This window comes from Pseudoalteromonas sp. Angola-7, from assembly GCF_028599255.1.
In the GTDB taxonomy this organism is placed as follows: Bacteria; Pseudomonadota; Gammaproteobacteria; order Enterobacterales; family Alteromonadaceae; genus Pseudoalteromonas; species Pseudoalteromonas atlantica.
On record NZ_JAQREL010000018.1, the window covers coordinates 1 to 26,097 of the forward strand.

27 protein-coding genes and 2 tRNA genes are annotated in these 26,097 nt (G+C 39.9%); 14 read left to right on the forward strand and 15 right to left on the reverse strand.

Annotation, left to right across the window (positions count from 1 at the left end; genetic code table 11):
- Positions 1 to 468: 468 nt before the first annotated feature.
- Together PSH50_RS18570 and PSH50_RS18575 are read left to right on the forward strand one after the other, a co-directional pair.
- The gene (locus tag PSH50_RS18570; protein WP_273609960.1) at positions 469 to 1,662 is read left to right on the forward strand and encodes a hypothetical protein; all 1,194 of its coding nucleotides are present in this window, start codon (positions 469 to 471) and stop codon (positions 1,660 to 1,662) included.
- A 23-nt stretch (positions 1,663 to 1,685) separates the two neighbouring features.
- Positions 1,686 to 2,126: a hypothetical protein gene (locus PSH50_RS18575; RefSeq protein WP_273609961.1), complete on the forward strand. Its 441-nt coding sequence runs from the start codon at positions 1,686 to 1,688 to the stop codon at positions 2,124 to 2,126.
- 25 nt (positions 2,127 to 2,151) lie between these two features.
- Here PSH50_RS18575 and PSH50_RS18580 read toward each other — a convergent pair whose 3' ends face one another.
- Positions 2,152 to 4,239 carry a bifunctional diguanylate cyclase/phosphodiesterase gene (locus tag PSH50_RS18580; protein ID WP_273609962.1) on the reverse strand — a complete coding sequence of 696 codons (2,088 nt, stop codon included), beginning with the start codon at positions 4,237 to 4,239 and terminating at the stop codon, positions 2,152 to 2,154.
- A gap of 260 nt (positions 4,240 to 4,499) precedes the next feature.
- On the opposite strand from PSH50_RS18580, the gene PSH50_RS18585 reads away from it, so the two are divergent.
- The 8 genes from PSH50_RS18585 to PSH50_RS18620 all read left to right on the forward strand — a co-directional run bounded on the left by PSH50_RS18585 (position 4,500) and on the right by PSH50_RS18620 (position 10,523).
- Positions 4,500 to 5,432: a hypothetical protein gene (locus tag PSH50_RS18585; RefSeq protein WP_004589136.1), complete on the forward strand. Its 933-nt coding sequence runs from the start codon at positions 4,500 to 4,502 to the stop codon at positions 5,430 to 5,432.
- A 22-nt stretch (positions 5,433 to 5,454) separates the two neighbouring features.
- On the forward strand, positions 5,455 to 6,354 hold the full coding sequence (locus tag PSH50_RS18590; RefSeq protein ID WP_273609963.1) for a DUF350 domain-containing protein: 900 nt from the start codon (positions 5,455 to 5,457) through the stop codon (positions 6,352 to 6,354).
- Between the two features lie 3 nt (positions 6,355 to 6,357).
- The gene (locus PSH50_RS18595) at positions 6,358 to 8,079 is read left to right on the forward strand and encodes a polyamine aminopropyltransferase (RefSeq protein ID WP_273609964.1); all 1,722 of its coding nucleotides are present in this window, start codon (positions 6,358 to 6,360) and stop codon (positions 8,077 to 8,079) included.
- A gap of 80 nt (positions 8,080 to 8,159) precedes the next feature.
- A complete protein-coding gene (locus tag PSH50_RS18600; protein WP_004589139.1) occupies positions 8,160 to 8,573 on the forward strand; it encodes a YjfI family protein in 414 nt (137 codons plus the stop codon).
- A gap of 24 nt (positions 8,574 to 8,597) precedes the next feature.
- Complete coding sequence (locus PSH50_RS18605; RefSeq protein WP_004589140.1) at positions 8,598 to 9,290, forward strand: PspA/IM30 family protein; 693 nt, start codon at positions 8,598 to 8,600, stop codon at positions 9,288 to 9,290.
- 73 nt (positions 9,291 to 9,363) lie between these two features.
- The gene (locus PSH50_RS18610; RefSeq protein WP_273609965.1) at positions 9,364 to 10,002 is read left to right on the forward strand and encodes a DUF4178 domain-containing protein; all 639 of its coding nucleotides are present in this window, start codon (positions 9,364 to 9,366) and stop codon (positions 10,000 to 10,002) included.
- The gene (locus tag PSH50_RS18615) at positions 9,999 to 10,322 is read left to right on the forward strand and encodes a hypothetical protein (protein WP_029772225.1); all 324 of its coding nucleotides are present in this window, start codon (positions 9,999 to 10,001) and stop codon (positions 10,320 to 10,322) included. The genes PSH50_RS18610 and PSH50_RS18615 overlap by 4 nt, the downstream gene beginning before the upstream one ends.
- 15 nt (positions 10,323 to 10,337) lie before the next feature.
- Entirely contained in the window at positions 10,338 to 10,523 is a 186-nt protein-coding gene (locus PSH50_RS18620; RefSeq protein ID WP_154945956.1) for a hypothetical protein, read from the forward strand.
- A 20-nt stretch (positions 10,524 to 10,543) separates the two neighbouring features.
- On the opposite strand, the gene PSH50_RS18625 is transcribed toward PSH50_RS18620, so the two are convergent.
- The 5 genes from PSH50_RS18625 to PSH50_RS18645 all read right to left on the reverse strand — a co-directional run bounded on the left by PSH50_RS18625 (position 10,544) and on the right by PSH50_RS18645 (position 13,630).
- A complete protein-coding gene (locus PSH50_RS18625) occupies positions 10,544 to 10,948 on the reverse strand; it encodes a hypothetical protein (protein WP_029772226.1) in 405 nt (134 codons plus the stop codon).
- A 10-nt stretch (positions 10,949 to 10,958) separates the two neighbouring features.
- On the reverse strand, positions 10,959 to 11,483 hold the full coding sequence (locus tag PSH50_RS18630; protein ID WP_273609966.1) for a hypothetical protein: 525 nt from the start codon (positions 11,481 to 11,483) through the stop codon (positions 10,959 to 10,961).
- Between the two features lie 107 nt (positions 11,484 to 11,590).
- Positions 11,591 to 12,967: a lyase family protein gene (locus PSH50_RS18635; protein ID WP_273609967.1), complete on the reverse strand. Its 1,377-nt coding sequence runs from the start codon at positions 12,965 to 12,967 to the stop codon at positions 11,591 to 11,593.
- Between the two features lie 10 nt (positions 12,968 to 12,977).
- Positions 12,978 to 13,343, reverse strand: a complete 366-nt coding sequence (locus PSH50_RS18640; RefSeq protein WP_004589147.1) for a hypothetical protein — start codon at positions 13,341 to 13,343, stop codon at positions 12,978 to 12,980.
- Between the two features lie 101 nt (positions 13,344 to 13,444).
- Positions 13,445 to 13,630, reverse strand: coding sequence for a hypothetical protein (locus PSH50_RS18645; RefSeq protein WP_004589148.1), 186 nt, complete (start codon positions 13,628 to 13,630; stop codon positions 13,445 to 13,447).
- Positions 13,631 to 13,830: 200 nt separating this feature from the next.
- On the opposite strand from PSH50_RS18645, the gene PSH50_RS18650 reads away from it, so the two are divergent.
- Entirely contained in the window at positions 13,831 to 14,421 is a 591-nt protein-coding gene (locus PSH50_RS18650) for a DUF938 domain-containing protein (RefSeq protein ID WP_273609968.1), read from the forward strand.
- Here the strand turns inward: PSH50_RS18650 and PSH50_RS18655 are convergent.
- The 6 genes from PSH50_RS18655 to PSH50_RS18680 all read right to left on the reverse strand — a co-directional run bounded on the left by PSH50_RS18655 (position 14,398) and on the right by PSH50_RS18680 (position 20,024).
- The gene (locus PSH50_RS18655; protein WP_273609969.1) at positions 14,398 to 15,537 is read right to left on the reverse strand and encodes a GNAT family N-acetyltransferase; all 1,140 of its coding nucleotides are present in this window, start codon (positions 15,535 to 15,537) and stop codon (positions 14,398 to 14,400) included. The genes PSH50_RS18650 and PSH50_RS18655 overlap by 24 nt on opposite strands.
- A gap of 86 nt (positions 15,538 to 15,623) precedes the next feature.
- Positions 15,624 to 18,344 (reverse strand): ATP-binding protein, encoded by a 2,721-nt coding sequence (locus PSH50_RS18660; RefSeq protein WP_273609970.1) that lies wholly within the window; start codon positions 18,342 to 18,344, stop codon positions 15,624 to 15,626.
- Positions 18,345 to 18,476: 132 nt separating this feature from the next.
- A complete protein-coding gene (locus PSH50_RS18665) occupies positions 18,477 to 18,965 on the reverse strand; it encodes an RNA-binding protein (RefSeq protein WP_248444124.1) in 489 nt (162 codons plus the stop codon).
- Positions 18,966 to 19,426: 461 nt separating this feature from the next.
- Positions 19,427 to 19,519: transfer RNA gene (locus PSH50_RS18670), tRNA-Ser, on the reverse strand.
- 53 nt (positions 19,520 to 19,572) lie between these two features.
- Positions 19,573 to 19,663: transfer RNA gene (locus tag PSH50_RS18675), tRNA-Ser, on the reverse strand.
- Between the two features lie 220 nt (positions 19,664 to 19,883).
- Complete coding sequence (locus tag PSH50_RS18680) at positions 19,884 to 20,024, reverse strand: hypothetical protein (protein ID WP_004589025.1); 141 nt, start codon at positions 20,022 to 20,024, stop codon at positions 19,884 to 19,886.
- 327 nt (positions 20,025 to 20,351) lie between these two features.
- Between PSH50_RS18680 and PSH50_RS18685 the strand changes: the two genes are divergently transcribed.
- Positions 20,352 to 21,224, forward strand: a complete 873-nt coding sequence (locus tag PSH50_RS18685; protein WP_273609971.1) for a diacylglycerol kinase family protein — start codon at positions 20,352 to 20,354, stop codon at positions 21,222 to 21,224.
- A gap of 36 nt (positions 21,225 to 21,260) precedes the next feature.
- On the opposite strand, the gene PSH50_RS18690 is transcribed toward PSH50_RS18685, so the two are convergent.
- Positions 21,261 to 22,190, reverse strand: coding sequence for a DMT family transporter (locus PSH50_RS18690; protein WP_055255371.1), 930 nt, complete (start codon positions 22,188 to 22,190; stop codon positions 21,261 to 21,263).
- A 105-nt stretch (positions 22,191 to 22,295) separates the two neighbouring features.
- On the opposite strand from PSH50_RS18690, the gene PSH50_RS18695 reads away from it, so the two are divergent.
- Positions 22,296 to 23,738: a PLP-dependent aminotransferase family protein gene (locus PSH50_RS18695; protein WP_273609972.1), complete on the forward strand. Its 1,443-nt coding sequence runs from the start codon at positions 22,296 to 22,298 to the stop codon at positions 23,736 to 23,738.
- 58 nt (positions 23,739 to 23,796) lie between these two features.
- Here the strand turns inward: PSH50_RS18695 and PSH50_RS18700 are convergent, their stop codons facing one another.
- The gene (locus PSH50_RS18700) at positions 23,797 to 24,591 is read right to left on the reverse strand and encodes a YggN family protein (RefSeq protein ID WP_054983690.1); all 795 of its coding nucleotides are present in this window, start codon (positions 24,589 to 24,591) and stop codon (positions 23,797 to 23,799) included.
- Between the two features lie 381 nt (positions 24,592 to 24,972).
- Here PSH50_RS18700 and PSH50_RS18705 point away from each other — a divergent pair, with 381 nt between their 5' ends.
- Positions 24,973 to 25,158 carry a PA3496 family putative envelope integrity protein gene (locus PSH50_RS18705; protein ID WP_004589020.1) on the forward strand — a complete coding sequence of 62 codons (186 nt, stop codon included), beginning with the start codon at positions 24,973 to 24,975 and terminating at the stop codon, positions 25,156 to 25,158.
- Between the two features lie 112 nt (positions 25,159 to 25,270).
- Here the strand turns inward: PSH50_RS18705 and PSH50_RS18710 are convergent, their stop codons facing one another.
- Positions 25,271 to 25,762 (reverse strand): glutathione peroxidase, encoded by a 492-nt coding sequence (locus PSH50_RS18710; protein WP_273609973.1) that lies wholly within the window; start codon positions 25,760 to 25,762, stop codon positions 25,271 to 25,273.
- Positions 25,763 to 26,097 lie beyond the last annotated feature (335 nt).

Consider the following 26,097-nt stretch of genomic DNA (forward strand, 5'->3'; position numbering starts at 1 on the left):
CCCCATGCCGAACTCAGTAGTGAAACGAAACAGCGCCGATGATAGTGTAGCATTTGCTATGTGAAAGTAGGACATTGCCAGGCTCCAAATACAAGAAAGCCCGACTCGAAAGAGCCGGGCTTTTTTACGTCCGCAGAAAAGTAAAAATACATTCCAGATATTATTCGCACAGTCTCCATCACCTCCGTAGCGTGGGTTGAGTATCACGAAACCCGCGGATGAAACACGCACCACAGAACTCAAAATAGATCATTTAATTAAGCGAATTGGTATTACAGTACAAGTAAGTCTCTTTACTTAACTAATCTATTAAGATGTATAAAAATAATAGCTTTTAGTTCAGACTATTTTGATCCACACTCTTTAACTTTGACTATAGTTATACCTCATAATAATTATTCTGCAGAATTATAAAATGTCGTTACTTTTTAATATTCAGCGCTTTTTTATCTAAGTTGCTGAGTGTCTATGCGAAATAAAATATTTCAGATAATCGTTTTAATCGTGAGCCTACACCATTTACCGGCTAAATCGGATGAGTTTGATTTTTCAGGCTACGCACGTGTTATTGGTGGTTATTTAGATGAAAAAGATGTCGAATATAGAGGCTACGATGACAGTATTAACTTTTCACCATCAAGTTTAATAGGTCTTCAAGCTGAGTATCAGTTTAATACAAACTGGTCAGTGACAGCACAAGGGTTATTTAGATCCGATAGCACAACGGTATCTGGTGAGAGTGGACTTGAATGGCTGTATTTAACTTATACGCCCACAACAAACCTACAGATAAAAATCGGTAAGCTGCGAACCCCATTTTTTACAATGAGCGACTTCTCTGATGTAGGGTTTGCATACCCATGGATCAATCCGCCACAACAAGTATACGACACGTACTTATTTAAAACATTTAATGGTATTGATGCTATTTACAAATGTGGCTCAGATGACTTTGATATCAGTATTGAAGGGTACTATGGAGAAGAGTCGGGAAGTATTGGCATAGGCCCTTTTAAAACAGGTTTTGAGGTGGATAATTTAGTGGGTGTGATAGGGAAGTTGAATATTGAAAATATAGAATTTAGGGCTTCAAGGTATAACGGTAACATAGCGTTAGATCTTAAATCGATTAACCAACTACAAGATGTTTTAGAGAATTTTAATTTTAGCCAAAGTGCGGCGTCGCTGACAACGCAGGGCAGTGCGCATGCAGATCAATTTGGTGTTATTTATGATAATTTAGATTATTTTTTTAGAGGTGAATGGGTAAAGATTAAAACACAGTTAGATATAATTCCGACTATACGAAGCTATTACTTAACCGTAGGCTATAACAATGCACCTTTTACTTATCATTTAACCTTTGCAGACAGCGATGTAGAAATTAATGCCAATCAGAATGAAATCCCTATTGGTGCTAATGTAGAGCTTGATCAGCTGGCACAGGCTTATAACAGCGTGTTTGCAGAGTCGGCGCCCGACTCACTAAAAACATGGACACTTGGTATACGATGGGATGTGCTACCTAATCTGGCGTTAAAGGCGGAAGTATCTGCTTTAGAGGGCGATGAGGTTAGTAATTCTTTTTTTGTTATCCCTGAGGATGTTAGCTTTAATAGAAAAACGAATCTTTACCTTATTGGCTTAGATTGGGTATTTTGATGATGTACTCTAAGTTAACTTACGTGATTAGACATATAATACTGCTGTGTATTTTTACTTGGTCATTATTGTTTATTAGCGTACAAGCCTACGCGGATAATAGCCACATCACTAAAGTGATCATTGTTGTTAATACGGCCAATAAAAACTTAGCTTTGAGTAAGCAGCAAATTCGCCATATTTATATGGGCGGCGCGATGAGTCGTCAATTTAAAGCAGTAAATTTACCCGCCGGAAACCCGTTACGAATCGACTTTAATACGAAATTGGTTGGTTTAACCGAATCGAGAATTCAGGCTTATTGGGCTCAGATGAGATTTACAGGGCGTAGCAAGCCACCCGTAGAATTTAGCTCGACTAAAGAAATTATTGCGTATTTATTGAAAGAAGAAAATGCAGTTGCTTATTTACCTGCTGATACAAAAATTCCGGACGAGCTAACTGTTGTAACGCTAACGCCTTAATTTATGGTTAACTAGTAGCGCTGACTTATTTTAAAATTAGCGCTTTAAATGCCTCTTTTGCTTGGGCTTTAGCTGCTGGAATGTGTGCTATGGTTACAGGCTTTGCAAAATAATACCCTTGCATTTCATCACTGCCATTTTTAATTAGGTAGTTAGCCTGGCTGGCTGTTTCTATACCCTCACTACATACTTTTAAACCCAGGCGTTTACTTAAATCGAGTATGGCCTTTAATACTGCCGCATCCTTTTCTGAGCTGTCAAATTGATTAACGAACATACGGTCAATTTTGATGGTATCGATATCTATTTTTGTAAGGTAGCTTAGCGATGAATAACCCGTTCCAAAATCATCAAGGGCTATAGACCCACCCATTTGTTTTATTTGGTTAAAGAATTTATTGGAGTTTTCAAAATTATCGAGATAGCTTGATTCGGTTATTTCAAACTGGATATTTGCAATGTCGACGTTGTATTTAACCAATTTATTTTTTACAACATCAATAAAGTGATTATCTTTAAGGTCATGGCTCGATAGGTTTAAAGAAACGAGTACATGGTTACCTATAGTTTGCTTTAGTGTGGGTAAATCTTGAAATACCCTGGAGACAACCCACTGCGTGATTGCTTTTATTTTACCTGCTTGCTCTGCAATGGGTATGAATTCGCCTGGTGAAATAAAGCCAAGCTCTTCACTGTGCCACCTAATAAGGGCTTCAAGGCCATTAGCCTCACCATTGGCAGCTATTTTTAACTGATACACAACTTCAAACTCATTTTGCGCAATCGCATGACTAATTAAATTAGCCACTTGAGCCATTCGCTTGCTGTTTTCTAACATTTTTCTATGGAAAACGGTGTACGACCCTTTACCTTTTTCTTTTGAGGCATACATTGCGATGTCTGCATTACTAATTAACGTATTAATGTCAAACTCGGCCTCTTTAGCATGGGCAATACCAATACTTACCCCGGTGGGTATATCCCACTGGTTAATAGTAAAAGGCGTTTGCATTGAGCTGATAATTTGCTCCGCAATATTAATAACGTCGGTGTAATTATTTATATTACGCAGCATTATTAAAAACTCATCACCCCCTAAGCGTGCAATAACATCGTTTTCGCGTAAGTGCTTTTTAATATTACTAGCGACCGCCTTTAAAAGTAGGTCGCCCGTTTCATGGCCAAGTGTATCGTTAACACCTTTAAAGCTATCTACGTCAAAAAACATAATTGCTATATCTTGATGATTATTTTTACAGCGTGTTAATTCTTCTTTTAGTAAGCCCATAATAAACATGCGATTAGGTAAGCCAGTTAATATATCGAAGTTAGCTAAGTGCTCCATTGATTGCTTTTGCTTTAGTAGTTGTGCGGTGTTTTTTTGATTAGTGAGCACTTGGGCATTAATAGTGTTAAGTAAGTTATTAATATCTTTGCCAAGTTGCGATACTTCGTCGTTGCCTGAGCCCTGGTATTGGAGTTGATAGTTAGTTGTTTTTTCTACTTTTTGTGTAAATTTAGAAAGTTTTAATAGCGGGCTTAATAAATGTTGGTATATCCAAAAAGAGATGATGATGGTGATCACGATACTAAAAATAACGATAGGGGCTGCACTATAAAATAAGCTCGCTTTGCTTTCATTGAGGGGCTTATTAAAATCCTGAACAATTAATAAGTAGCCTACAGGGAACTGCTCCTCACCAATTGTTTTTAAGGCAACTAAGCCTTGATTAGTAACACTGACGGTACGGGGCAAACTTTGTGGTTTGATCCCTTGTAACTGTGGAGAAAAGTCCTCGTACTTTAAGTAATTAGGGTGCACGTAGGACTGTATTAGCTGCCAATTACTATCAAATACATTTACAAACTTTATGTGCTCGTACCTATCTAACCCCAAAAGCTCAGTTGTAATAGAAAATAAATCTATCTCTTGCGACATAACACGTAACAAATTATCTGAAATATTTGATGACATAGCATCGAGGTTTTCTTCAACTGATTGGCGGTATAAATCCTCGTGCTCATTAATTGCTAAATAAAAAACAAAACTAGCGCTTAGTACAATTAAACAAGTCGTAATAATAATAAATTTGTTACGAATACTATGAAACATTTAGCCAAATCCCTTCTTACTGTCATGCTCTTTCACTAAAAGAGTTATTACTTATTGTTGTTATTTATTAATAGAAGGCTTACGCGTAGCGCTGATGTTACTTACTAAATTCGTAAGTAAAAGAATGTGTTTAAATTCATAGAGTAACTATAGCTGGTTATTTTATTTTAGGCAGACTTACTTTGTTGCAATTTCATTCTTGGCTTAATAAGTGACCTGTGTAAGACTAATGCGGTTATTTATTAAATCAGGTGACATGAATGTCGAATATAAAAGCTTGGAAACTTATGAGCCTGTTTTGTTTGTTTGCAGTGCTTATGGGTTGTCAATCTAAAGAAGAGCAACTACAACAAACAATTCAAGAGTCTATTAAAAAGGCAGATGTTGAGCTTGCACAGCTTGGTACCGCGCTTGATAATGGGACTATACGTAATGCTGTATTGCTTAAAGAATATGGCAAACTCCTTAAACAGCAACAGCCAGAACTTAGTCAGGTTGTTGATGTAATTACCCTTGATGCTACAAGGCAGGGTGCCCTTTACAGTGGTTTAACACAACGACTTAAAGATATTAAAGGCACTTATTTAATCCCTCCTTACGAAGATACGCTACACAGTATTGATTTACTACGTGAGGCGGCTAAGCCTACGCTGTTTTCTGATGCGTTAACTGACCCGATTAATATGCTAGCGGATATGTCTAAGGGCAGCCTTGCGCGCGTTGGTGCTATTAGTAAAGAGGCAGAGGGCGCAGGCGAGGGTAATCAATTGGTGGGCAACCCTAATTACGGTAACTGGCAAACTAATAGTAATGGTATTAGCTTTTGGCAGTGGTATGGCATGTACCGTATTTTAGGCGATGTATTTGACCGTGTTGAATACGGACGTTGGAGCAGCCGCCGTAAATATAGCTATTACAACGATTACGGCCGCTATCGTTACTCAAGCCCTAAACAAATTAAAACGCAAAGTGCTTTAGAAACGCGTACGCGTCAATCGTACCAACGCCAAGGCAAACAGTTTACTAGCCCTTATGCGAGCAAAAAAACGGGTGCCTCGGGTTTAAGCCGCAGTAGTTATACACCGCCTAAAAGCCGCAGTAGTTACTCGCGTTCGAGTAGTTATAGCAACAGCTCTGGATCGGTACGCAATAGCGGTAGCAGAACCTCTCGTGGCGTGAGCCGTGGTAAGTAAAGAATAAGTTGGAGTTAGAAATATGTACGAATTTAATGGAATAACTACGTGGTCGCTACAAGCTTTGGCGATTGATTTTGCAATTATAGTGATGTTATTTGTAAGCCTAAAATACATTAAGGGCTGGGTTTCAAACCTTCATGCAAATGACGAAATAACAGAACGCGATAACTTTGCTTTTGGTATTAGCTTTGCGGCAGGCTTAGTTGCACTTGCCATTGTATTAACGGGTGTGAGTAGTGGCGCCTTTGCTGCGTCGTTACAACAAGAAGCCCTGCAAATGCTAGGCTATGGTGTATTAGCCATTGTACTGATTAAATTAGGCCACTTTTTTCAAGACAAGGTCGCGCTTCGCAAAGTCAGCCTGCACGACGAAATTGTAAAAGGTAACGTAACGGCCTCTATTATCGACTTTGGTCATGTAGTGAGTGTGGCTATTGTGATTCGCTCTGCACTTTTATGGGTAGCAACAGAGGGTTGGCACGGGCTGCCTATCGTTATTGCTGCCTTTATTATTGGCAGTGTTGCACTACTGCTTGTAAGCCAATACCGCGTACAATTATTTAAGCGTACCAATAAAAGCGGTGATTGTTTACAACAAGCCATTATTGATGGCAATTTAGCTGTAGGTATACGCTACGCAGGTTTTTTAGTAGGAAGTGCCTTAGCTATTACTGCGGCATCAGGTATTGCACCGTATGCGGCCGATAACATTAATGCTAGCCTGCTTTATTGGGCTATTAGCGCGATTGTAAGTTTAGTGGCATTCATCATTTTGCATTTAATCACCATCAAAATAATTTTATCAGGTTGTGATATTTCAGATGAAGTTAACCGTCAGAAAAATGTAGGTGTAGGTGCTATTTCTGCTGCAGTGTCGTTTGCTGTGGGTATTACTATGGCAACCTTACTAGGCGCATAATCAGTGTCATCAACTACAACTAGCCCAAGTAAATCACGTTTACTTGGGCACGATATTTTACTAATAACTGTTATGGCCGTACTCGCTGGGTGCGGCCTTATTTATGAATACTTACTTTCGCATTATGCAGGGCGGGTACTGGGCTCTGTAGAGAGTGCTATCTATGCCATGATTGGCACAATGATAGTTGCCATGGGCTTAGGCGCATTTTTAGCCCGTTGGTTTAAAGATGCCTTTACCGCTTTTGCTTGGCTTGAAAGTATTATTGCCCTAGTTGGCATGGGCTGTATTTTGGCTATAGCCGGTGTAATTGCTGTAAGTTATTCACTTCCTCATTTGTTTTCTAGTATTTTTAATTTACCTCCAGATGTTGTTCTCAATGGCTATGTATTTCAAAAGCTGCAAGAGTGGTCACGCTTTTTACCGTATGTGTTTGGTTTAGTACTGGGTTTATTTATTGGTATGGAAATACCGCTTATTGCACGTATTCGCCAACATGTGTACGGGCGTTTTTTAGAAAACAATGCAGGCACTATTTATGGTGCCGATTATATTGGCGCGGGTATTGGTGCGGCTATTTGGGTAAGCATTATGCTGGCGATGCCTATAATGCAAGCTGCAGCGTGGACAGCTCTTTTTAATATACTGGCAGGGCTCGCCTTTTTATGGCGCTACCATGCTCATGTGCGCTTTGCTAAGGCACTTCTGATCTGCCATATAGTGTTACTGGCACTGTTTGGGTTTATTTTAGTGATGGGAAGTAGCTGGATGAACAGCTTAAGTAATGTACTTTATAAAGATAAAGTTATTTACTCACAAGCAACTAAATACCAGCATGTAGTATTAACCGAGCGCTTAAGTAAAAACCAGCCAGCGCCTATTACCGACTTGTATTTAAATGGGCGTTTACAGTTCTCGAGTATTGATGAGCAAATATATCACTCAATGCTGGTGTATCCGGCAATGCTCGCATCAAACCGGCACGATAGCGTATTAATTATTGGTGGTGGCGACGGGCTTGCCCTTAGAGATGTTTTAAAGTGGCCAGTGAACGACGTAACGTTAATTGATTTAGATGCACAGCTGCTTAATTTATTTGGCCATAAAGACGGTGATTTTACAGCGCCTGAGTCTATAAGTAAGCGGTTATTAGCGCTAAATAAACACTCGATGTTAGACCCGCGCGCCAATATTATTGTGGGAGATGCATTTTTAGAGGTTGAAAGGCTCCTTGATCAAGGTAAGCAATTTGACACTATTTTAATTGACTTGCCGGACCCTAATCATCCCGATTTAAACAAAATGTACAGCGACTATTTTTATAACCATGTACGTCAATTGTTAGCTCCCGATGGCGCAATGGCTGTGCAGTCTACCTCGCCTTATCATGCCAAAAAAGCATTTTTAAGTATTGCTAAAACGGTAAAAGCGGCGGGTTTTGATTATGTTGAGCAGTACCAGCAAAATATTCCTTCGTTTGGGCAATGGGGGTGGACAATAGCCACTAAAATGGGTCAACCAGCCAGTGGGCGAATTAAAAATATAAGCGCTATGCCGGTGCCATCAAGGTGGGTAAGTAAAGAATATTTATTAGCCAGCTTTGTATTTCCTAACCAGTATTTTGAACAAGTTAAAAGTATTGAGGTCAATAGGTTAGGTTCGGGTCAGCTATATGATTACTACCGTAATGCGTGGCAGATAGAAAGCGAATTGTATAAAAATTAATAAAACATGGTTGACATAATATGTCGGTCATGCGAATCTTAACTCAGACATAATATGTCAAACAGCAAAAAGGCAGAGACATGGAATTAAATGAACTTTCAATAAAATTAGCTTCTTTTGAAACAGAAGGCGCTAACTTTGAGTCTTTCTTGATTGCCAATCCTGGTGAGCAAGATGTTTTACAAGTCATAGTTGATGGAAACGATGAACTTCCAATTTTTGTTACGCAAACACAAGAGCAGTTGTTATGTATTAGCTACTTGTTTGGCGAAGATGAAGTAAAAAGTGAATTACGCAACGAGTTAAACGAAACACTACTACGTTTAAACGTGCCAATTCCACTGAGTGCATTTGCTAAAATCGATAACAAATACGCGATTTTTGGTGCACTGTCGGTAAATTCATCATTAGATGATATTACCCACGAACTAGTGACACTAGCTGACAACGCTATTGACGCACTAGAAGCCGTGACCTTGTATTTAAACGATTAGTAACTAGTTAGTGGAGTTAAGATTATGAGTATATTAAAAAAATTATTTACAGCAGTACGTGGCGGTGCGCGTGAAGCGGGCGAAGCAATTGTAGATGCAAACGGCATTCGTATTTTTGAACAAGAAATAGCAGATGCGCAAAATGCACTTAATCGTGCTAAAAAGAGCCTTACAGAAGTAATGGCTAAAGAAATGCAAACTAAGCGTAAAATTAGCGCAGTTGATGCGTCAATTGCTGAGCACGAAGCATATGCAGGTCAAGCACTGGAAAAAGGTAACGAAGCCTTAGCATTAGAAATTGCCGAAAAAATTGGCGACTTTGAAGCTGAAAAAGCTGAAAACGAGCAAGTATTAGCAGGTTTTAGCAATCATATTGTAGCGCTTAAACAACAAGTTAAAGACGCTGAAAAGTCGATTAAAGAAAACCAACGTCAGCTTACTATGGTTAAAACCACAGAAAGCGTACAGCAAGCAACAATGGCGGTTAACAGCACGCTTAATACCAATAGCTCGTCTATGACATCGGCTCGTCAGTCGCTTGAGCGTATTAAACAGCGCCAGCAAGATCGTAGCGACCAGTTAGGTGCTGCAAAAGAGCTTGAGTCAGATACAAATGGCGACGATTTAAAAGCAAAAATGGCTGAAGCCGGTATTGGCGATACAAGCCCAAAAAGTGCCGATATTTTAGCGCGCATTAAAGCCAAGCAAAACGGCTAACAGTTCGTACATTTATAATAAAAGGTAATTAAGCGTGGCTTAGTTACCTTTTTTGCTTAAGGGATGCCTCATTATGTTTAATTTTTTCAAATCAAAAAAAGAGCCAGAACGTCAGCTTAACCATGCAAGTGAGCTTAAAAAAGGTGACATGTTTAGCGTTATCGATTCATTTGCGTATCCGTCGTGGTTAAAAGGGCAAACGCTGCGTGTTATTGATATTCAAACCTATCAATATCAGCACAGTAGTGATACTGAGTTTGTGCTAGAGACAAACAGCGGACAGGTGGTATTTTTACAAATTGAGCAAGATGATGGCGAGCAGTGGGCTAATTTCTCAATCAAAATTCAGCGTGACGACGTAGAGGAAATATTTGGGCTAGACGAATTTTCACGTATTTTTGATGAAGAGTCGTTAACTCATATACAGGTACAAAATACGCCAGAGCAGTTTATGCAGTTTTTAGCTAAAAGCTATCAGCAAAGTGAATCGCCTTATGTGTGCTATTTCCATAACAAAGATTTTCGTGGCCAGTCATTACCGCGCTATGAGCAAGAGGGTGGCGAACCTTGTGAAATGATTTGCTTAGCATCGCCAGACGAAGGGCATGGCTTAAATATTGAAATATGGGATGGCGGTGAGACCGAAGTGTCACTAACGCTAACACGCCCTATTACCGATATAGTCGACTTGTTTCCAGGAGATGCGAAGTGAGTGATGCTAAAGACAAGTGGTTACGTCAAGAGCAAGCCGTGCGTGCCACACAAATGGCATTTGATTTAAGCAGCGAAGTACAAAAGTCGATAAAAAAGCAGGCCATTGACCAAGAGCTTACGCCCTCAGATATGATCCGTAAAATTTTAGGCTTAGATGTAAAGTCTAAAAAAACACGTCAGCGCCTATCGTTTAATTTAAACGATGATGAAATAGCCCAACTTGCAACGCGGTTTAATGTCCAAAGTGATGATAAGCGAGCCGTAAAGCAACAAGTAGCAGAGTTATTAATTGCTCATACTAAAAAAAACACTAAGTAGTTAATTTAGATTTATATGAATATTATTTTAATTGCTTACTTAATTATTTTTGCTTTATTTGGCACAGCTGCAAGTTACTTTGTGCGATTTATTTATGCGTACTGGGTAAAAAAAGAAATGCCAATGAAATATATTGTTAAAGCAGGAATTTGTGTGGTGCTGGTGGTGGTTATTTCAGCGTTTATACCTTTTATAGGTTAACGCTGAAATTGGCGTTTGCGCTATTTTATATCAAATGCCTGGCATTGCTGATTAATACACAGGGTTTGTACCTCAAGTACCGGTGAGCAATCGGTTAAACCTTGCGCTTTGTTTTGCGCTTTTTGTTGTTGTGTAATTTTTTGGGCAACTTCTTCGGCGTGCTCTTGAGAGGTATTAAGTGTTGAATACACAACATACTTACTTGGCCCACCACATGCTCGTGCACCTACTTCGAGTACCTTACATTGAAAGCTTGCGGTGCAACTATTATCACTAACAATGTTATTAAGATCGTAGTTCAAGTCAGACAAATTCTGATTTTGCTCAGTACTTGATGATGTGCTCGCACAGCCGCTAAGTAATAGCATAGCGCTGGTGGCAACACTCACAATTGATAATTTAATTGCTGATGGTAAACAACTCATAACCTTGTCCTTAAAATACACTTACCGCTGAACCTTCAAGTTTAACACATTTATTTTCAACACACTGCGTGCTTGGCGAAGTTAAATGCTGGCACGTGCTCATCATTTCATTTTGTGTGTTGTAGGCTTTTTCAAGCGTTGATATTTGCTTTGCAAGCGAACTGACTTGCCCCTCTTTAGCTGATTTTGTTGAGTAAACAACATAATCACTTGGTCCGCCGCAGGCTTTGCTTCCTACAGGCATAACCTTACATTGTGCCGAGGTATCGCACTGTGTATTGGCAATTAACGTATTAAGCTCGCTTTTTGCGGTTTTAATGTCGTTAAGTGATACTGCTTTTAAAGCGGTTTTTATGGGTTGCGATGCATCAGTAGGGGTTTTGTGCTTGTTTTCACTGCTGGTTTGTTGAGGTGCTTCTTTATGCGGTACTTCTTTAAGCTCGTTCACCGAGTTAGTTGGTGCATCTTGCGATGTTGTTTCGAGGCATGCAGTTAAACAAAGTGGTAAAAGTAGGGCTAACAGTGGAGTACGCATAACAAACCTTGATAGTGATGAATTATTCATCACTATCATACACGGTGCATTTTTAACGGCAATAAAAACTATATTATCAAGTAATTAAAGCCGTTTTAGATTTACCTTTATAAACCGCCTTGGGTAAGTTTAGTGGGGTTAAGCAGTGTTTCTAATTCACTGCGTGGAAGGTCGGTTTCTTGCTCTGCGACATCAATAATTGGGCGGGCTTCTTTGTAGGCTTGCTTAGCTATTTTGGCTGCTTTTTCGTAACCGATCACCGGATTAAGCGCTGTCACTAAAATTGGATTTTTGGCCAGTGCTTTATCAATATTGGGCTGGTTTACTTTAAAACTCGCAATGGCTTTATCTGCCAATGCTTGGGCGCTATTAGCAAGTAACTCAATGCTTTGTAAAATATTGTGCGCAATAACAGGTAGCATTACGTTTAGCTCAAAATTACCGGCTTGGCCTGCCACAGTGATGGTTGCATCGTTACCTATAACTTGAGCGCTTACCATGGCTGCCGCTTCTGGGATCACCGGGTTTACTTTACCCGGCATAATCGACGAGCCAGGTTGCAGTGCTTCAAGCTCTATTTCGCCAAGCCCGGCAAGTGGGCCTGAGTTCATCCAGCGTAAGTCATTGGCTATTTTCATTTGTGCTACAGCGAGCACTTTTAGCTGACCTGAGAGCGCTACAATGGCATCTTGCGAGCCAATATTGTAAAAAAAATTACTGCTTGGCTTAAAACTTATACCCACATTTGCGCTTAAGTTTTTAGCTAACTTTGAGGCAAATTCGCCATCAGCATTTATACCCGTACCAACAGCAGTCCCGCCTTGGGCAAGCTCACATACTCGCTCTAAGCTATGGCGAATGCCTGAGGCTGCATTATTTACTTGTGATTGCCACGCGCTTAGCGTTTGCTCAAATGTAACGGGCATGGCATCCATTAAATGCGTGCGGCCTGTTTTAACTATTTTGCCAACGTCTGCCTTTTTTTGCTCTAAACTCTGCGATAGTTTTTCAAGAGAGGGCAGCAATTCATAAACCACGTTAATAGCACTACTTAGTGCAATGGCTGTAGGCACTACATCGTTAGAGCTTTGCCCCATATTTACATCATCGTTGGGGTGAACTGGCTCATTACCAATGCGGGTTGCAAGCGTTGCGATAACTTCATTAGCGTTCATGTTCGAGCTGGTGCCTGAGCCAGTTTGGAAAATATCAACCGGGAAGTGCTCGTAATGCTCGCCATCAATAATTTGTTGGCATGCTTGCTCAATAGCGTTGGCTTTACTTTTACTTAAGTGATTTAGCTCAAAGTTACTTTGTGCTGCAGCTTGCTTAATGTATGCAAGCGCTGTTACAAACTGTTTTGGCATAGTTAAGCCGCTAATAGCAAAGTTGTTAACTGCACGCTGGGTTTGCGCTTGGTATAGCGCATCACTAGGGACCTGTAATTCACCCATGCTGTCGGATTCGGTTCTAAAATTGCTCATAAGTCGCTCCTTAAAAAGGGTTAAATTCGTGACTGAGTACGCGAGCTTCGCGCTCAAGTTTTAAAAATTTTTCAGTATCGTTATGTGCATAGTAAAAGCGTTTTAATGCCAATAAGGGTTTATATAATTGCTCAAGGCACTGCTTACGAATGGCATTGTGTATTAGAGGGTCGCACATTTTATTGATAATTTCATGGTGAGTGCGTAATAAATATAACTCTTGTAGTAAGGGGTTACGCTGTTTTTCAAAGCTTTTAGCAACGTTTAAAGCGGTTTCTATGTAGTGAGCTACCACCATAGGCGCATGTAAGCCTGGGCGTAAGCAGTTACAAGCAAGTTCATGATGATAAGGCTGTAATGCCTGAAAGGGAGACATAAAAAAACCGATTTAAGTTAACGATAATAGTTATCATTACATTTAATCGGTTTCAGTGTAAACAGTTATTATAAAAATTATTTGCAGCGTTTAATTGAGTATCAATTATAGCCAAGAATGAATATTTGGTCTGTTTCATGTTTTTTTAGCGCCTGTTGATTTTGGTTACAGTGAGAAAGTAAGTCGATTACAGTGGCTCTACTATCACAGGTGCTACTTGGTTTTTCGGTGCTTTTTTCTGTCACTGAGACCACAGCGTCTACAGCGGTGTAAGGGGGAGTATGCATAATTTTATCCTCGTATTTAATATTGGTAATACACCCTACTTAGGGTTGATTTAATTAAAGCATAATACATACCATCGCCTTATTTTTATTTTAGTGCCATGAATTAACTCACTTTTATAAATTATCTATAAAACTTTAATTGTTCAGTGCCATTTTTTTGCGTTAATGTTGTGCAATAAGTTTCAATATTGGTGCAGGTCATGATCAAACCTTTCTCACAAGCGTGTGAAAACAATAAGGGTCCTATTTTAGAGGTGCTTAAAACGGCTTTTAATAAGACAAAATCGGTACTCGAAGTAGGCTCGGGTACGGGGCAGCATAGTGTGTTTTTTGCTGAGCAATTGCCGCATTTACAGTGGTATACAAGTGATCGCCGTATAAACCATGAGGGCATAAATTTATGGCATAAGGAGGCAAATTTAACTAATTTACACGGCCCTCTTGAGCTTGATTTGAATTATGCATGGCCGATAAATAACGTAGATGCCATTTACACAGCAAATACGTTTCATATTGTAAGTTGGCAGTTGGTTGAGCAATTTTTTAAAGGGGTTTCAACGCACTTAGCAAGCCAGGGAGTCGTGTGTATTTATGGCCCTTTCAAATACCAAGGGCAGTTTACAAGTGCAAGTAATGAAGAGTTCGATCGCTTTTTAACACAGCGTGACCCATTTAGCGGCATTCGTGATTTTGAGACCATAGAGCAATTAGCAACAGAAGCAGGCCTTACACTCATAAGTGATACAGCTATGCCAGCTAACAATCAGTTATTGGTTTTTAAACGGCAGTAAATCAGCGCACTGCGTTTTATAAATTGTCATATGTTGGCGTTCTCGCTTTAGGTAGTCGTTTATTGCTGCTCTAAAGTCGGGTTCAACAATATAGTGGCTAGAGTAGGTAAAAACAGGCTCAAACCCACGAGGTATTTTATGCTCACCTTGAGCGCCGGAGTGAAAGCAATGTAAGTTATGCTTAATCGCAAATTCAATCCCTTGGTAGTAACACAGCTCAAAATGAAGGGAGTCTATTTCTTCGCTGGCGCCCCAATAGCGGCCATACAAGGTATTTTCACCTTGTAAGCTTAGCGTTGCTGCCACTATTTTGTTGTCTTTTTTGGCAAGCATAACAATTAGCTGATCGCCCATTAGTGCCTGTAATAAAGTAAAAAACTCAATATTTAAATACCCTAAATGCCCAGAACGTTTTAAATAAGTACGCTGATAAAACTCACAAAATAGCTGCATTGTTTCAGGGCTTAGGTGCGAGCCTTGCAGCCATTCAATGGTAATATTTTGCTGTGCTATTTTAGCTCGCTCTTTTTTTAGCGTTTTTCGTTTGCGTGCGGTGAGTGTATTTAAAAAATCGTCAAAGGTTTTAAAGCCTTTATTAAACCATTGAAACTGCACGCCTACGCGCTGCATTATTTCGTCAGTACACAGGGCTTGAGCTTGAACCTTTGGGCAAAAGTTAACATGCCAGCCAGACCAACCTTGCTCCACACTGGTTAAATTTAATTGCTTTTTTATGTACTCGTATACGCTTTGTGTATTCGTATGTGCAATGGCAATACGCTGGCCTTCAATAGGGCTAAAAGGTACACCGCTTAGCCATTTAGGGTAATAGGCTAATCCGTGTTGCTCGTAGGCTTCTGCCCATGCCCAATCAAAAACATACTCTCCGTAAGAGTGGCTTTTTAAATACCCAGGTGCGAGTGCGACTAATTTGTCAGCTTCATAAACCGCTAAGTGCTGAGGCTGCCAGCCTGTCTCGCTATTTACACAGTGGCTTTGCTCTAATGCATATAAAAATGCATGGCGGGTAAAAGGTTCATTACCGAATAATCGAGTCCATTCGTGTACGTCTATCTGGTTAATATCACTAAACCATTGGTGGGTAAAAGTTGCCATTACTGCTTACCTTGGGCTGCTTTATAGTGGGTGGTGGCGTTTTAAACTAAGTTAACACAAGCGCATTTATTTAGCGCATTACTGTATTAGTGCTCTTCAATTTCGGCGTATTGGGCTAAGCACGCGGTTAGCTTAACCAGTTCTAGCGGTTTTGCAAGATGCTGATTAAAACCAACGGCTTGAGCATGGGCTTTATCCTCAGGCATAACATCGGCGGTCAGCGCAATAATAGGCAGCTCTACCTCACTTTTAAATTGCCTAATTAGGGCGGTGGCTCTGTAACCATCCATTATTGGCATTTGGCAGTCCATTAAAATTAAGTCAAAGTGTTGCTCTTTTGCTATATCTACTGCCGCTTCACCATTTTCGACAATATGGGCAACAATACCTAATGAGCCTAGCATGGCTTTAATTACCATTTGGTTTACCGGGTTATCTTCTGCTACTAGCACTTTTAAGGCCGCCAATTTAGTACCCGAGTATACAAGCTCGGCTTGCTCTTGTACTGGGCTGGTGCGAAGCTCAACGTCAAATTTAAACGTAGAGCCAACGTTTGGTTCGCTCTGTAATGTGACGTTACCGCCCATTAATTTACTGAGTTCTTTTACTACAGTTAAGCCCAGACCTGTGCCACCGTATCGCCTTGATGTTGAGTCGTCTGCTTGGGTAAAGGCACTAAATAGCTTGGACTGCTGGGTAGGCTTTATGCCAATACCCGTATCTGTAACGGTTACGGTTATTTTAACTTTGTCAGTACTGATAAACTCTCCGCTAAAGTCTACCTCTACTTTGCCTTGCTCTGTAAATTTTATCGCGTTGCTGCAAAGGTTTAGCACTACTTGCTCAAAGCGTAAAGGGTCGCCTACATACCAAGTATCTACCGGAAGATGACTGCTAACCTGCCAGCCAATGCCTTTATTGGCTGCACTGGCTTCAAACATTGTGTTAATACGCTTAATAATTGCATGTAGGTCAAATGCTGTGCTTTCTAGCTTAAGCTTATGTGATTCAATTTTTGAAATATCGAGTATGTCGTTAATCAGGTTTAGTAAGCTTTTAGATGAAGAGTTTATTTTGTCTAAGTAACCAATAAGAGTGTGTGCGTTGTCTTCTTTGCGCGCTAATGATGAAAAGCCAATAACTGCATTTAATGGTGTGCGTATTTCATGGCTCATATTGGCTAAAAATCGGCTTTTAGCCTGATTAGCTAAGTCAGATTGCTTTTTAGCTTGCGCAAGCGAATGGGTGCGCTCTGCGACTTTTCGGGTAAGGGCAATTTGTTGCTGATTAAAAAGCAGTAAAACAATTAAAATTAAGGCACATACCACCAATTGTAAGGCCATTAAAAACAGTGTTAATTGGTTATTATGGGGGGCAAGGTATTTCTCTTTTAAAGCTAAATGTGCATTCCATGTTTGCCCACCAAAGCTGAGCTTTAGTTTCATAACACGGCTGCCCTGAGCGATATTTAAACTTTTGCCGTAGTTACTATAAAATGCGGGCTTATTTACATCTTCATAGAGCGCAATAGAAAACATCTCTGATTGTTGCTCGTTAATCGCTTGCTCAATAATATTACGCACTAAAAACACACCTGTTGCGTACCCCTTTATAATAGCTTTTTGCTGTTGTTGTTCGTACACGGGGGCAAATAGCAGATAGGCAGGCTCAGGCTCAGCTGTTTGCACTAACTGAATAATTTTAGTGCTGACTGGCTGATACCTAATTGCAGGGTTTACTAGCGATGCTTTTCTGTCTGGGTTTGAGTACACATTAAAACCAACCGCTTTTTGGTTGCCATTAAAAGGGGCAATGTATTTAACGATGACCATAGGATCGTCTGGTTCAAGGGGCTCGCCGACAATTTCAAAGTCTAGGTGGTATATATCGGCAACTTCTTGGGTAAACGAAGCTCGCTCACTTTGCGCTATTTTTTGATTCCACGAAAGCGCTTTAATAAACGAATGCTGTGCCAGTAACTCGCTGGCGTAGGCGTAAAAGTCTTGTTGGTTTAAATCAGGGTTAGATTGTACTTGGCTGGCTAAGCTTTGCACCGCTATTAAACTTTGGTTGATGTAGCGATATAAGCTATTTTCAATAATGTGAGCTTCTCGCTCGGCGACTTTAACGGTATTTTGTCTGTTTTCTTGGTTATAAAGCTGAGTAGTTACTGCAACAGATACAAATAAAATACTACATACCGCTAACGTAGGCAGCGGCGATATAGGCCTATTTTGCCCCTTAAACTGAGTAAGCACCAACAGCAGAGGAGTGGCAATAATTACGCCTAATGAGTCTCCTAACCACCAAAATAACACATTTTGCCAATGATCTTTAATATCGTATGCGGAGTTAAATTGGCTCAGCGCAAACACCCCAAAATTTGCTGAAATTAAACTAACCGCAATGCCCACAACAAAAATAAAATAAATGATACTTGCGCGTTTTTTAAAATACAGCGGGTGTCCAAGCCAATATTTAAGTAAACCAGCCCCCACCATTGCCTGCAATACAATGCCAATAGCAATATACATGGCTTGGCTGAAGGTATTGCCAACTAACACCATATCGTGAGCTGTGCTGTCAAAAATATTAAAGTTAAAAGCAAAGGCTGCTATAAAAAGCGCTGGAATGAAGCGCCACCACCACATATAGCATCCAACTAAGGCAATACCTGCAGGTAACCATACCGGGATAATTTGAGTATTAAAGGCGAGCTTAGTGAGTGAAATACCAATTAAAAAGTACGCTAATGAAAAAATTATGTAAAAGATAACTGAATGATATTTTGAGTTAAAATTTTTCACATAGCTCCCTGACTTTTTAAAAGTACTTAATTTTAAATATCAGTATAGCGAACAGTATGTTATTTGCGGTATTTTTTAATATATGTTGTAAAAGGTGTACCTTGCGCAATGTGTAAACTGCTTATTTAGCAGTTAAGGTTGTTTGCTCAGCTGCTGTTTTTGCTGCTGTAAAATAGAGATTTGTTGCTCTACAGCGCTAATTAATGCGTTATAGCGATTTTGAATCGCTGAAGTTTTAGTGGCTATCGCATCGGCTATTGATTCGGCGCCCATTCTATTAGCTTGATCTTGAGTAACATAGCTGGCTTGTTGTTTGGCGTCGGCTAAGTCTTCTTTATAGTTTTTGATAGTAAGCTGGTGGCGTTTAATTTCACGATCAATTTTTTTAATCTCAATGTAGTTATCTACAGAGGCACCAGGCATTGCGGGTGAGTTTGCATTATTGCCGTACTTATCGGCAACTAGTGGCTGTTTTAGCTTAATAACTTCTGCATTGTCAGCACAGGGTGTTTGGCTAAATGTAGCGACTCCTTTAATTGTGCATTTATAAACCGTAATGTCTTGGGCTGCGTGTGTACTTAAAGCCACAAGGCCTATTAAAGGTGCAATTAAACGAAACATAATTAAACTTACGTTAGTGGAGTTGTTATTAATAATGCCGTAACTACCCAGTGTATTCAATGTGTTTTGATTCACCTCTTTTAATAAGAAATGGTGGAGAAGAAGAGATTAGCTTAATTACATCCATGTAATTAATTGCTTCGCGACGCCTGCGGCGGCTTAAACTGTTCCAGATATTTTATCGAACCCTAGCGAGGGCTCTCACCCTCCTTGGATACATTGGCTGTTAAATTTCAGGCACAAAAAAACCGCAACTAAGCGGTTTTTGATAAGAAATGGTGGAGAAGGAGGGATTAGCTTAATTACATCCATGTAATTAATTGCTCCGCGACGCCTACGGCGGCTTAAAGTGTTCCAGACATTTTATCGAACCCTATCGAGGGCTCTCACCCTCCTTGGATACATGGGTTGTTAAATTTTAGGCACAAAAAAACCGCAACTAAGCGGTTTTTAATAAGAAATGGTGGAGAAGGAGGGATTCGAACCCTCGATAGAGCTACAAACTCTATACTCCCTTAGCAGGGGAGCTCCTTCGGCCACTCGGACACCTCTCCAACGCATAACAGATTGTATTAACGGTAGTTTATTCATACCATTAATTAAATAGTGGTGGAGAGATAGGGATTTGAACCCTAGATAGGCTACAAACCTATGCCGGTTTTCAAGACCGGTGCATTCGACCACTCTGCCATCTCTCCGTGACGCAGAATAATACTTAGGTGATACCGTCGTGTAAATAGCAAATAAACTGTTTGCTTAAAAAGTAGGCGTAATTACGGTTTTTTTTGTAAATAGAGGGAAATTAGAAGGATTTAAACTAAAAATTAAAGGGTGGCAGCAAACTAAGGGAGCTAAAGAAGCGCTTTCAATAGTGGTTAGTTGTTTACTGCCCCTGCTTAATAATCATAACAAGGTTGATTATTTGTATTGCGCGGCGCTGTTTAATGCTAACTTTTTGCCCATACGGTTTAATTTAGCAAGCATTTTAGCTTTACGGTTAGTTGGTTTTACGCCAACGTGGGCTGCTGCATTTTGGTTTAGGGTGTTTATTGGGTTCATGTCTTTGCTCCAAGGTGTATGTGTTTAAATCGCGAGCATTTTGACTCTTTTTTGTTTAAAAATACAACAATATAAACTAAGGCTTGGCTATTAGTTATTTTTATCTGAATTTGCATTGTTTTGTTTTTAATTAAAACTACTAAGTGCACATTTTGCATAGTTATTTAATCAGGGGAATTAGGTTTTGATTTGTTTTATAAGTATTTTTTGTATTTGTTAATGTTTTTAGTAAATTTTTACGCACTTTTATGATTAATTATTCAGATAAATTAATTTTAACTTAATTCTTATTTATGCTGGTGTACTGGCTAATAGGAGATAAATTACTTGCAGTTGTTAATAATAGTTAAACCGAGCGTAAAAAACGTGGTGTTAGATCACCTCGATTGGCTTAAAAAAACATGCCAGAAGAAAAATATTCTCTATATTACGGTTAAAACGACAGGCAATTTTGAGTACGACTTAGCAAACGTTAAATTGAATGCACAAAAAAGCCAAATAGCAGTGGCTATTGGTGGCGATGGCACGCTTAATTTGGCACTTAATGGCGTGATTAACAGTGCATGTAGTTTGGCAATATTACCTTGTGGTACGGGCAACGATTTTGCGCGTCGCTTTCATTGCACAGCTAAACAGTGGCAAAACGCTATTTTTAATGCCCCCACACACTTAATTGATGTAGGTAAAATTAATACTCGTTACTTTATTAATGTGGCTGGTGTTGGTTTTGATGCTCATGTAATTAAGCAGTTGGGTCATTTACAAAGCATGTCAGCTTGGCGCTATAAGTGGACGAGTTTTAAATCGCTCTTTACTTACAAAGCAAGCACACTAAGTGGAGCATTTTTAAATAAGCAATGTAGCTATCAAAATTTAATAACTGTATTTGCGAACTCTCAGTATTTTGGTGGCGGCATTAAAATAGCACCTAGGGCTAAAATTGATGATGGACTGCTTGATTGCTACCAAATGCAAGCGGGTAGTCTTGTTGATCATTTATATAGCTTTATTAAATTAATTTTTAAGCGCCACCATACTTTAAAAAAGCTTACTTATAGCCAACTCAAACAGGCGCATATTAATACTAAAAACTTATTAATTGAGGCCGATGGCGAGCTAGTAGGTGTTACGCCCGCGGTTATTGCTATCCAGGAGCAGGCTATTAATTTTCATATACCAATAAAAAAGCGCCTACAGTAGGGTAGGCGCTTTTGTGTTAGTGCGTTAAAAACGCCTCTAACTGGGGACGGAGCCATTTTTAGCAACGCAGCGGCTTGCTAAAAAGGCGTTAATTCTTTTTGTGGGGGTAAGTACAATTGCATTACCCAGTAGTACTAAACTAAAGCCGGCAAAGGTGTTTGCATGCCATTCAAAGCCTTCAAAAAAGCTGCTTAATGCAACGGCCACTAACGGAAACAGCACTATGGCGTAACTTGCTTTTTCGGGGCCAATGTTTTTTAACAAGGCAAAATAGCAGCCAAACGCAATCACAGTACCAAAAACAGATAAATACAATAGCGACAGCCAATAGCTGGTAGGGGCACTAAAACTGACCGTTATACCATTTATTAATACATAAACGGCTAAACCTACTGCGCTATATAACATGCCCCATGCGTTACCCTGCAGCACACCTATTTGACGATTAGAATTACGTACACTAATCATATTGCCCAATGAAGCCACAAAGGTACCCCCAAGGGCAAGTAGTAACCCGACCAACGCCCCATTACTCAAGTCGAATTGCTGTAAATGCGGCCAAAACAGACAAATAATACCCACCACGCCGATTAACGCGCCGCAGTAAATACGTTTGGCAATGGGCTTTGCAAAAAATAAACGGGTGTTGACTATGTTCATTATTAGCAACATTGAAAATGCAATAGAGGCCATTGCCGATGAGAGGTAGTTTTGTGCCCAATACAAAAGCAAATAATTTAAGCCAAAGTTAGAAATGGCCAATAAAGCAAAAAAGCCATGATCGACTAACGAAAATCGCATATTAGGCTTTTTGTAGGCCACAAATAGCCACATACATGCAGCTGCTATGGCAAAGCGATAAAACAAAGAAAGCTCCACAGCAATATCGCCTAGCTGAAACGAAATCGCGAGCCACGTAGAGCCCCAAATTAACACTGTTGTGAGATATAGCGCTGCGCTTTTCATGGCAGACCTCTAAAAAACCGATTGAGTGGTTATTTTAGAGTCTATCTGTATACTTACCATATACAGAAAAGTATAAATGTAACCTATACAGATTTGAGGCGAGATATGCAGCCAGCTGCCAATAAACAAAAAGCCGAGTTTTTATATCAACAAGTTATTGAGCTAATTAAAGACATGCAAGCACAAAAGGTGTTGCTACCTGGAGAAAAGCTTCCTTCGCTTCGTAAAATGGCTAGTAACTTAAATATTAGCATTCCGACGGTTAAGCAAGCGTATCAAGCGTTAGAAGATCAAGGGTTAGTAGAGGCACGTGCAAAATCGGGCTACTTTTTAACGGTGCTTAATACGGTTTACAGCTTGCCAAAGCGTGTAAAACTAAGCCGCGAGCCTGTCACTGTAAATAAACAAGCGTTAATAGAGCAGGTATACAGCGCTATTCATCAACCTAATGTAATTGCCTTTGGTATTGCCAATCCCGTTGCTGCCGCGCCTACCGATAAAGCTTTAGCCCGCACCATGCGCCGGGTTATGATAATTGCTGGGGCGAGTGTTATTAATTATGGCCCTATTGATGGTTTTGCTGCGCTTAAAAAGCAATTAGTGCATAGATACTTAGGCTTTGGTATTGGTGTAAATATAGATGAACTGGTGATCACCAATGGCGCGCAAGAGGCGCTGGCTATCGCACTTAAGTGTGTTACTAAGCCCGGCGATGTGGTTGCAATTGAAACCCCCTGTTATCACGGCATTATTGAACTAATAGAGAGCTTAGGTTTAAAGGCGCTTGAAATTCCGCTATGCCCCGACAATGGTATTTGGCTTAACGACTTAGCTCAAGCGCTTGAGCAACATGATATAAAAGCATGCTTGTTTTCGACCGCCATAAATAACCCGGTTGGCAGCTTTATGAGCGATGAAAGCCGTAAGCAAATGGTGGACTTAATAGAGTCACATAATGTTGTTCTTATAGAAGATGATGTGTACGGTGATCTGCACTTTACTGCCAAGCGTGGCACGCCCGCTTTAGCGTATTCAAAAAAGGGGCTTGTGATCAGCTGCGCCTCGTTTTCAAAAACGGCTGCACCAAGTTATCGAGTAGGTTGGTTAATAGCAGGCAAGTTTGCTGGACAAGCGCGCCGGCATAAGCGTGCATTAAGTTGCTCTGCCTCACTTATAAATCAGTGGACGCTTTCTGAGTTTATAGCCAGTGGTGAGTATGACCGTAATTTAAAAGTACTTAGGCAGCGCTTACGTAATAACAAAGAACGCATGCGGTGGTGCTTATTAAACGCGATGCCTAAAAATACGCGTATTAGTGACCCTAAAGGTGGGTGTGTTATTTGGCTTGATTTAGGCCAAGGGGTAGACAGTCAAAAGTTATTTTTACTGGCGCTAGAAGCTGGTATTAGCATAACCCCCGGACTTATTTTTTCAGCAAGTAATAAGTATAAAAGCTGTATTAGGCTAAGTTACGGGGTGCAGTGGAGCGAAAAAATAGAGCAGGCTATTACCACGTTAGGTGCGCTGGCTCACACGCTAAAAGAATAAAAAAGCAGCACCTAATATACAAGTGCTGCTAAAGGGATGTTAAATACGGTGCGGTGTATTAATTTTGTTTAATGGTAAATAACTCGTAGCCTTTCAGCTGGGGTAACTGCGCTACTAATTGCTCTTCTTGCTGTGCTATGTTGGCAAAGCTGTCGCATAAAGAGTTGGCACGCTTTTCAAGCGCACTGGCATGCAGCTCTACTTTTTCTTCTATTTGCGCGCCCATATTTTCCATGCGTTGCTCAAATGCATCCATATCTCCACCCGAACCAAGCAGCTCAGAGCCTAAAGCAACTAAAATACTGCCCATTGATTGCATAACGGCAGACTCAACCACGGTTTCTATTTGCTCCTCAAATTGGTGTTCAAAGTTTTCACCAAATTGATTAAAGCTTTGTTGGCCCATTACAAACGTACCTTGTTGATAAAAGGTGTTTTCTACTTCAAGTCTTATATCGTCCATCAGGCCAGATAAGTCATCAAGGCCATCAATATTAAATGCGTTAGCTACTTCCTCTAGTGCTACACCGGCTATTTTTACTCCGTCTAGGGCAATATTAGCGACCTCAGGTAGCTGCGTACGTAAGTTGTCAGAATACTGGGTAAGCGCTTGGCGTTGCTCGCTGTTAATGGATATTTGTTCGCCATTTATAGTTAAGTTGCCATTGCTGTTAAAGCGCATGAATTGATTAGATGCGGTAAAAATTTCTAATTCGCTAGGTTTAATGCGTACATCGTTTTTAAACTCTACATTACACTGCTCATTGCTAAACGAAATGCCCGCATTGTTATCGTTATGTGCCATTGCAGCGGGTGTACAAATTAAAGCGCTTACTAATAGTAAATTTTTCATGTTTATTCTCTAATAATTGTTGATGACAGCTAAGTACTAACAAGTTTGGTGCCATTATTTATTTTTATTTTAAAACAGTAGGTTATGAAATTTGTGTGTTTTTAATGATTTTTAATTTTGATAAATAAACTACTTTTTAGTCAAAAACACTAAAAATAAATAAATGATAAATTTTATTTGTCGAAACGATAAAAAACTCTCACTTTCCACTTTCTTAATTTAGCGCTATTTATTCACAATATTGACATGAAGGCTATTTACGATAGTCACGTGGCTTTATTTTGGTGCTAATTTGTTCGTATTTTAGCGCTAAACATTTTTTTAATTTACCAAGTGCAGGAATAAACCTGAGTTGGTCTCAAACACTTTATGGAGTGGGTTGTGGGTAAGACATTTAGTTACGATGCGCTAGATGATGATTTTGTTGAAGACGAGTACGAAATGGTCGGGCGTAATCAGCATGACAAAAAAAAGCAAAAGGTGAAAAAGAAGTTGGAAGATTACCTTGAGCAAAAACGTTTGCGTAAAAACCTAGGTGAAGACGACTTAAACGATTACATAGACTAAATTGTGCTAGTTAAAATAATGCGCCTTTTTTATTAGGGTTTGAATGTGCGTTTACGCATGTTTAAAGGCTAAACATTGGCAATAAAGAGGCTTTATGCCTCTTTATTACTTATTATGTACTTAATTTAGCGAGTGCTTGTTGAATAGTGGTTTCTAGCTTTTCTGGTTTTGTAAAAGGCGCATAGCGCTTGATAGGTGTGCCATCGGACGCTATCAAAAACTTGGTGAAGTTCCACTTTATTTTGCGTGTTAAAAAGCCGGGTAAGGCCGATTTTAAATACCTAAATACAGGGTGGGCGTGACGACCGTTTACATCCACTTTAGCGGCCATTAAAAAGCTTACCCCGTAATTGATTAAACAACCTTGTTGTATTTGCGTTGCGTCGCCTGGCTCTTGCTGACCAAATTGATTACATGGAAAACCAATAATAACCAATCCGCTTTTCGCGTACTCACTATGAAGAGTTTGTAGCGACTCGTACTGCTTAGTAAAGCCACACTCACTTGCGGTATTAACAATAAGCACAACCTTGCCTTCAAAGTCGCTAAAGTTAATTGTTTTACCGTCTAGCGCAGTAGCCGTTAATTGATGAAATTCATGCATGATGGGTGCTTTTTTATTGTTGTTAGCTACATTCTACCCGCTGTAGCGCGTTACTAAAAGTATAAAATTTAGGCGTGTTAATACCGCGCTTAACTATGGGCTAATGGGTTGGCTGTTATTTAGGGCGTGTTGAACTTTGCGGATTGAAATTTGTTCAACCTAGGGGCGATCAAATCGCGGCGCGAGGTTTGTAACCTAGTGGGCTAAGTAAAAACCGAGCAACAGAGTTTATCGCCCCTAGGCAGAACCCAAAGGGCAGCGCATGTTTGGCATTTATGCTACGTTATCGCCTATTTATGGGGAATAACCACACTTCACAGGCTCTGCCTTGCCTA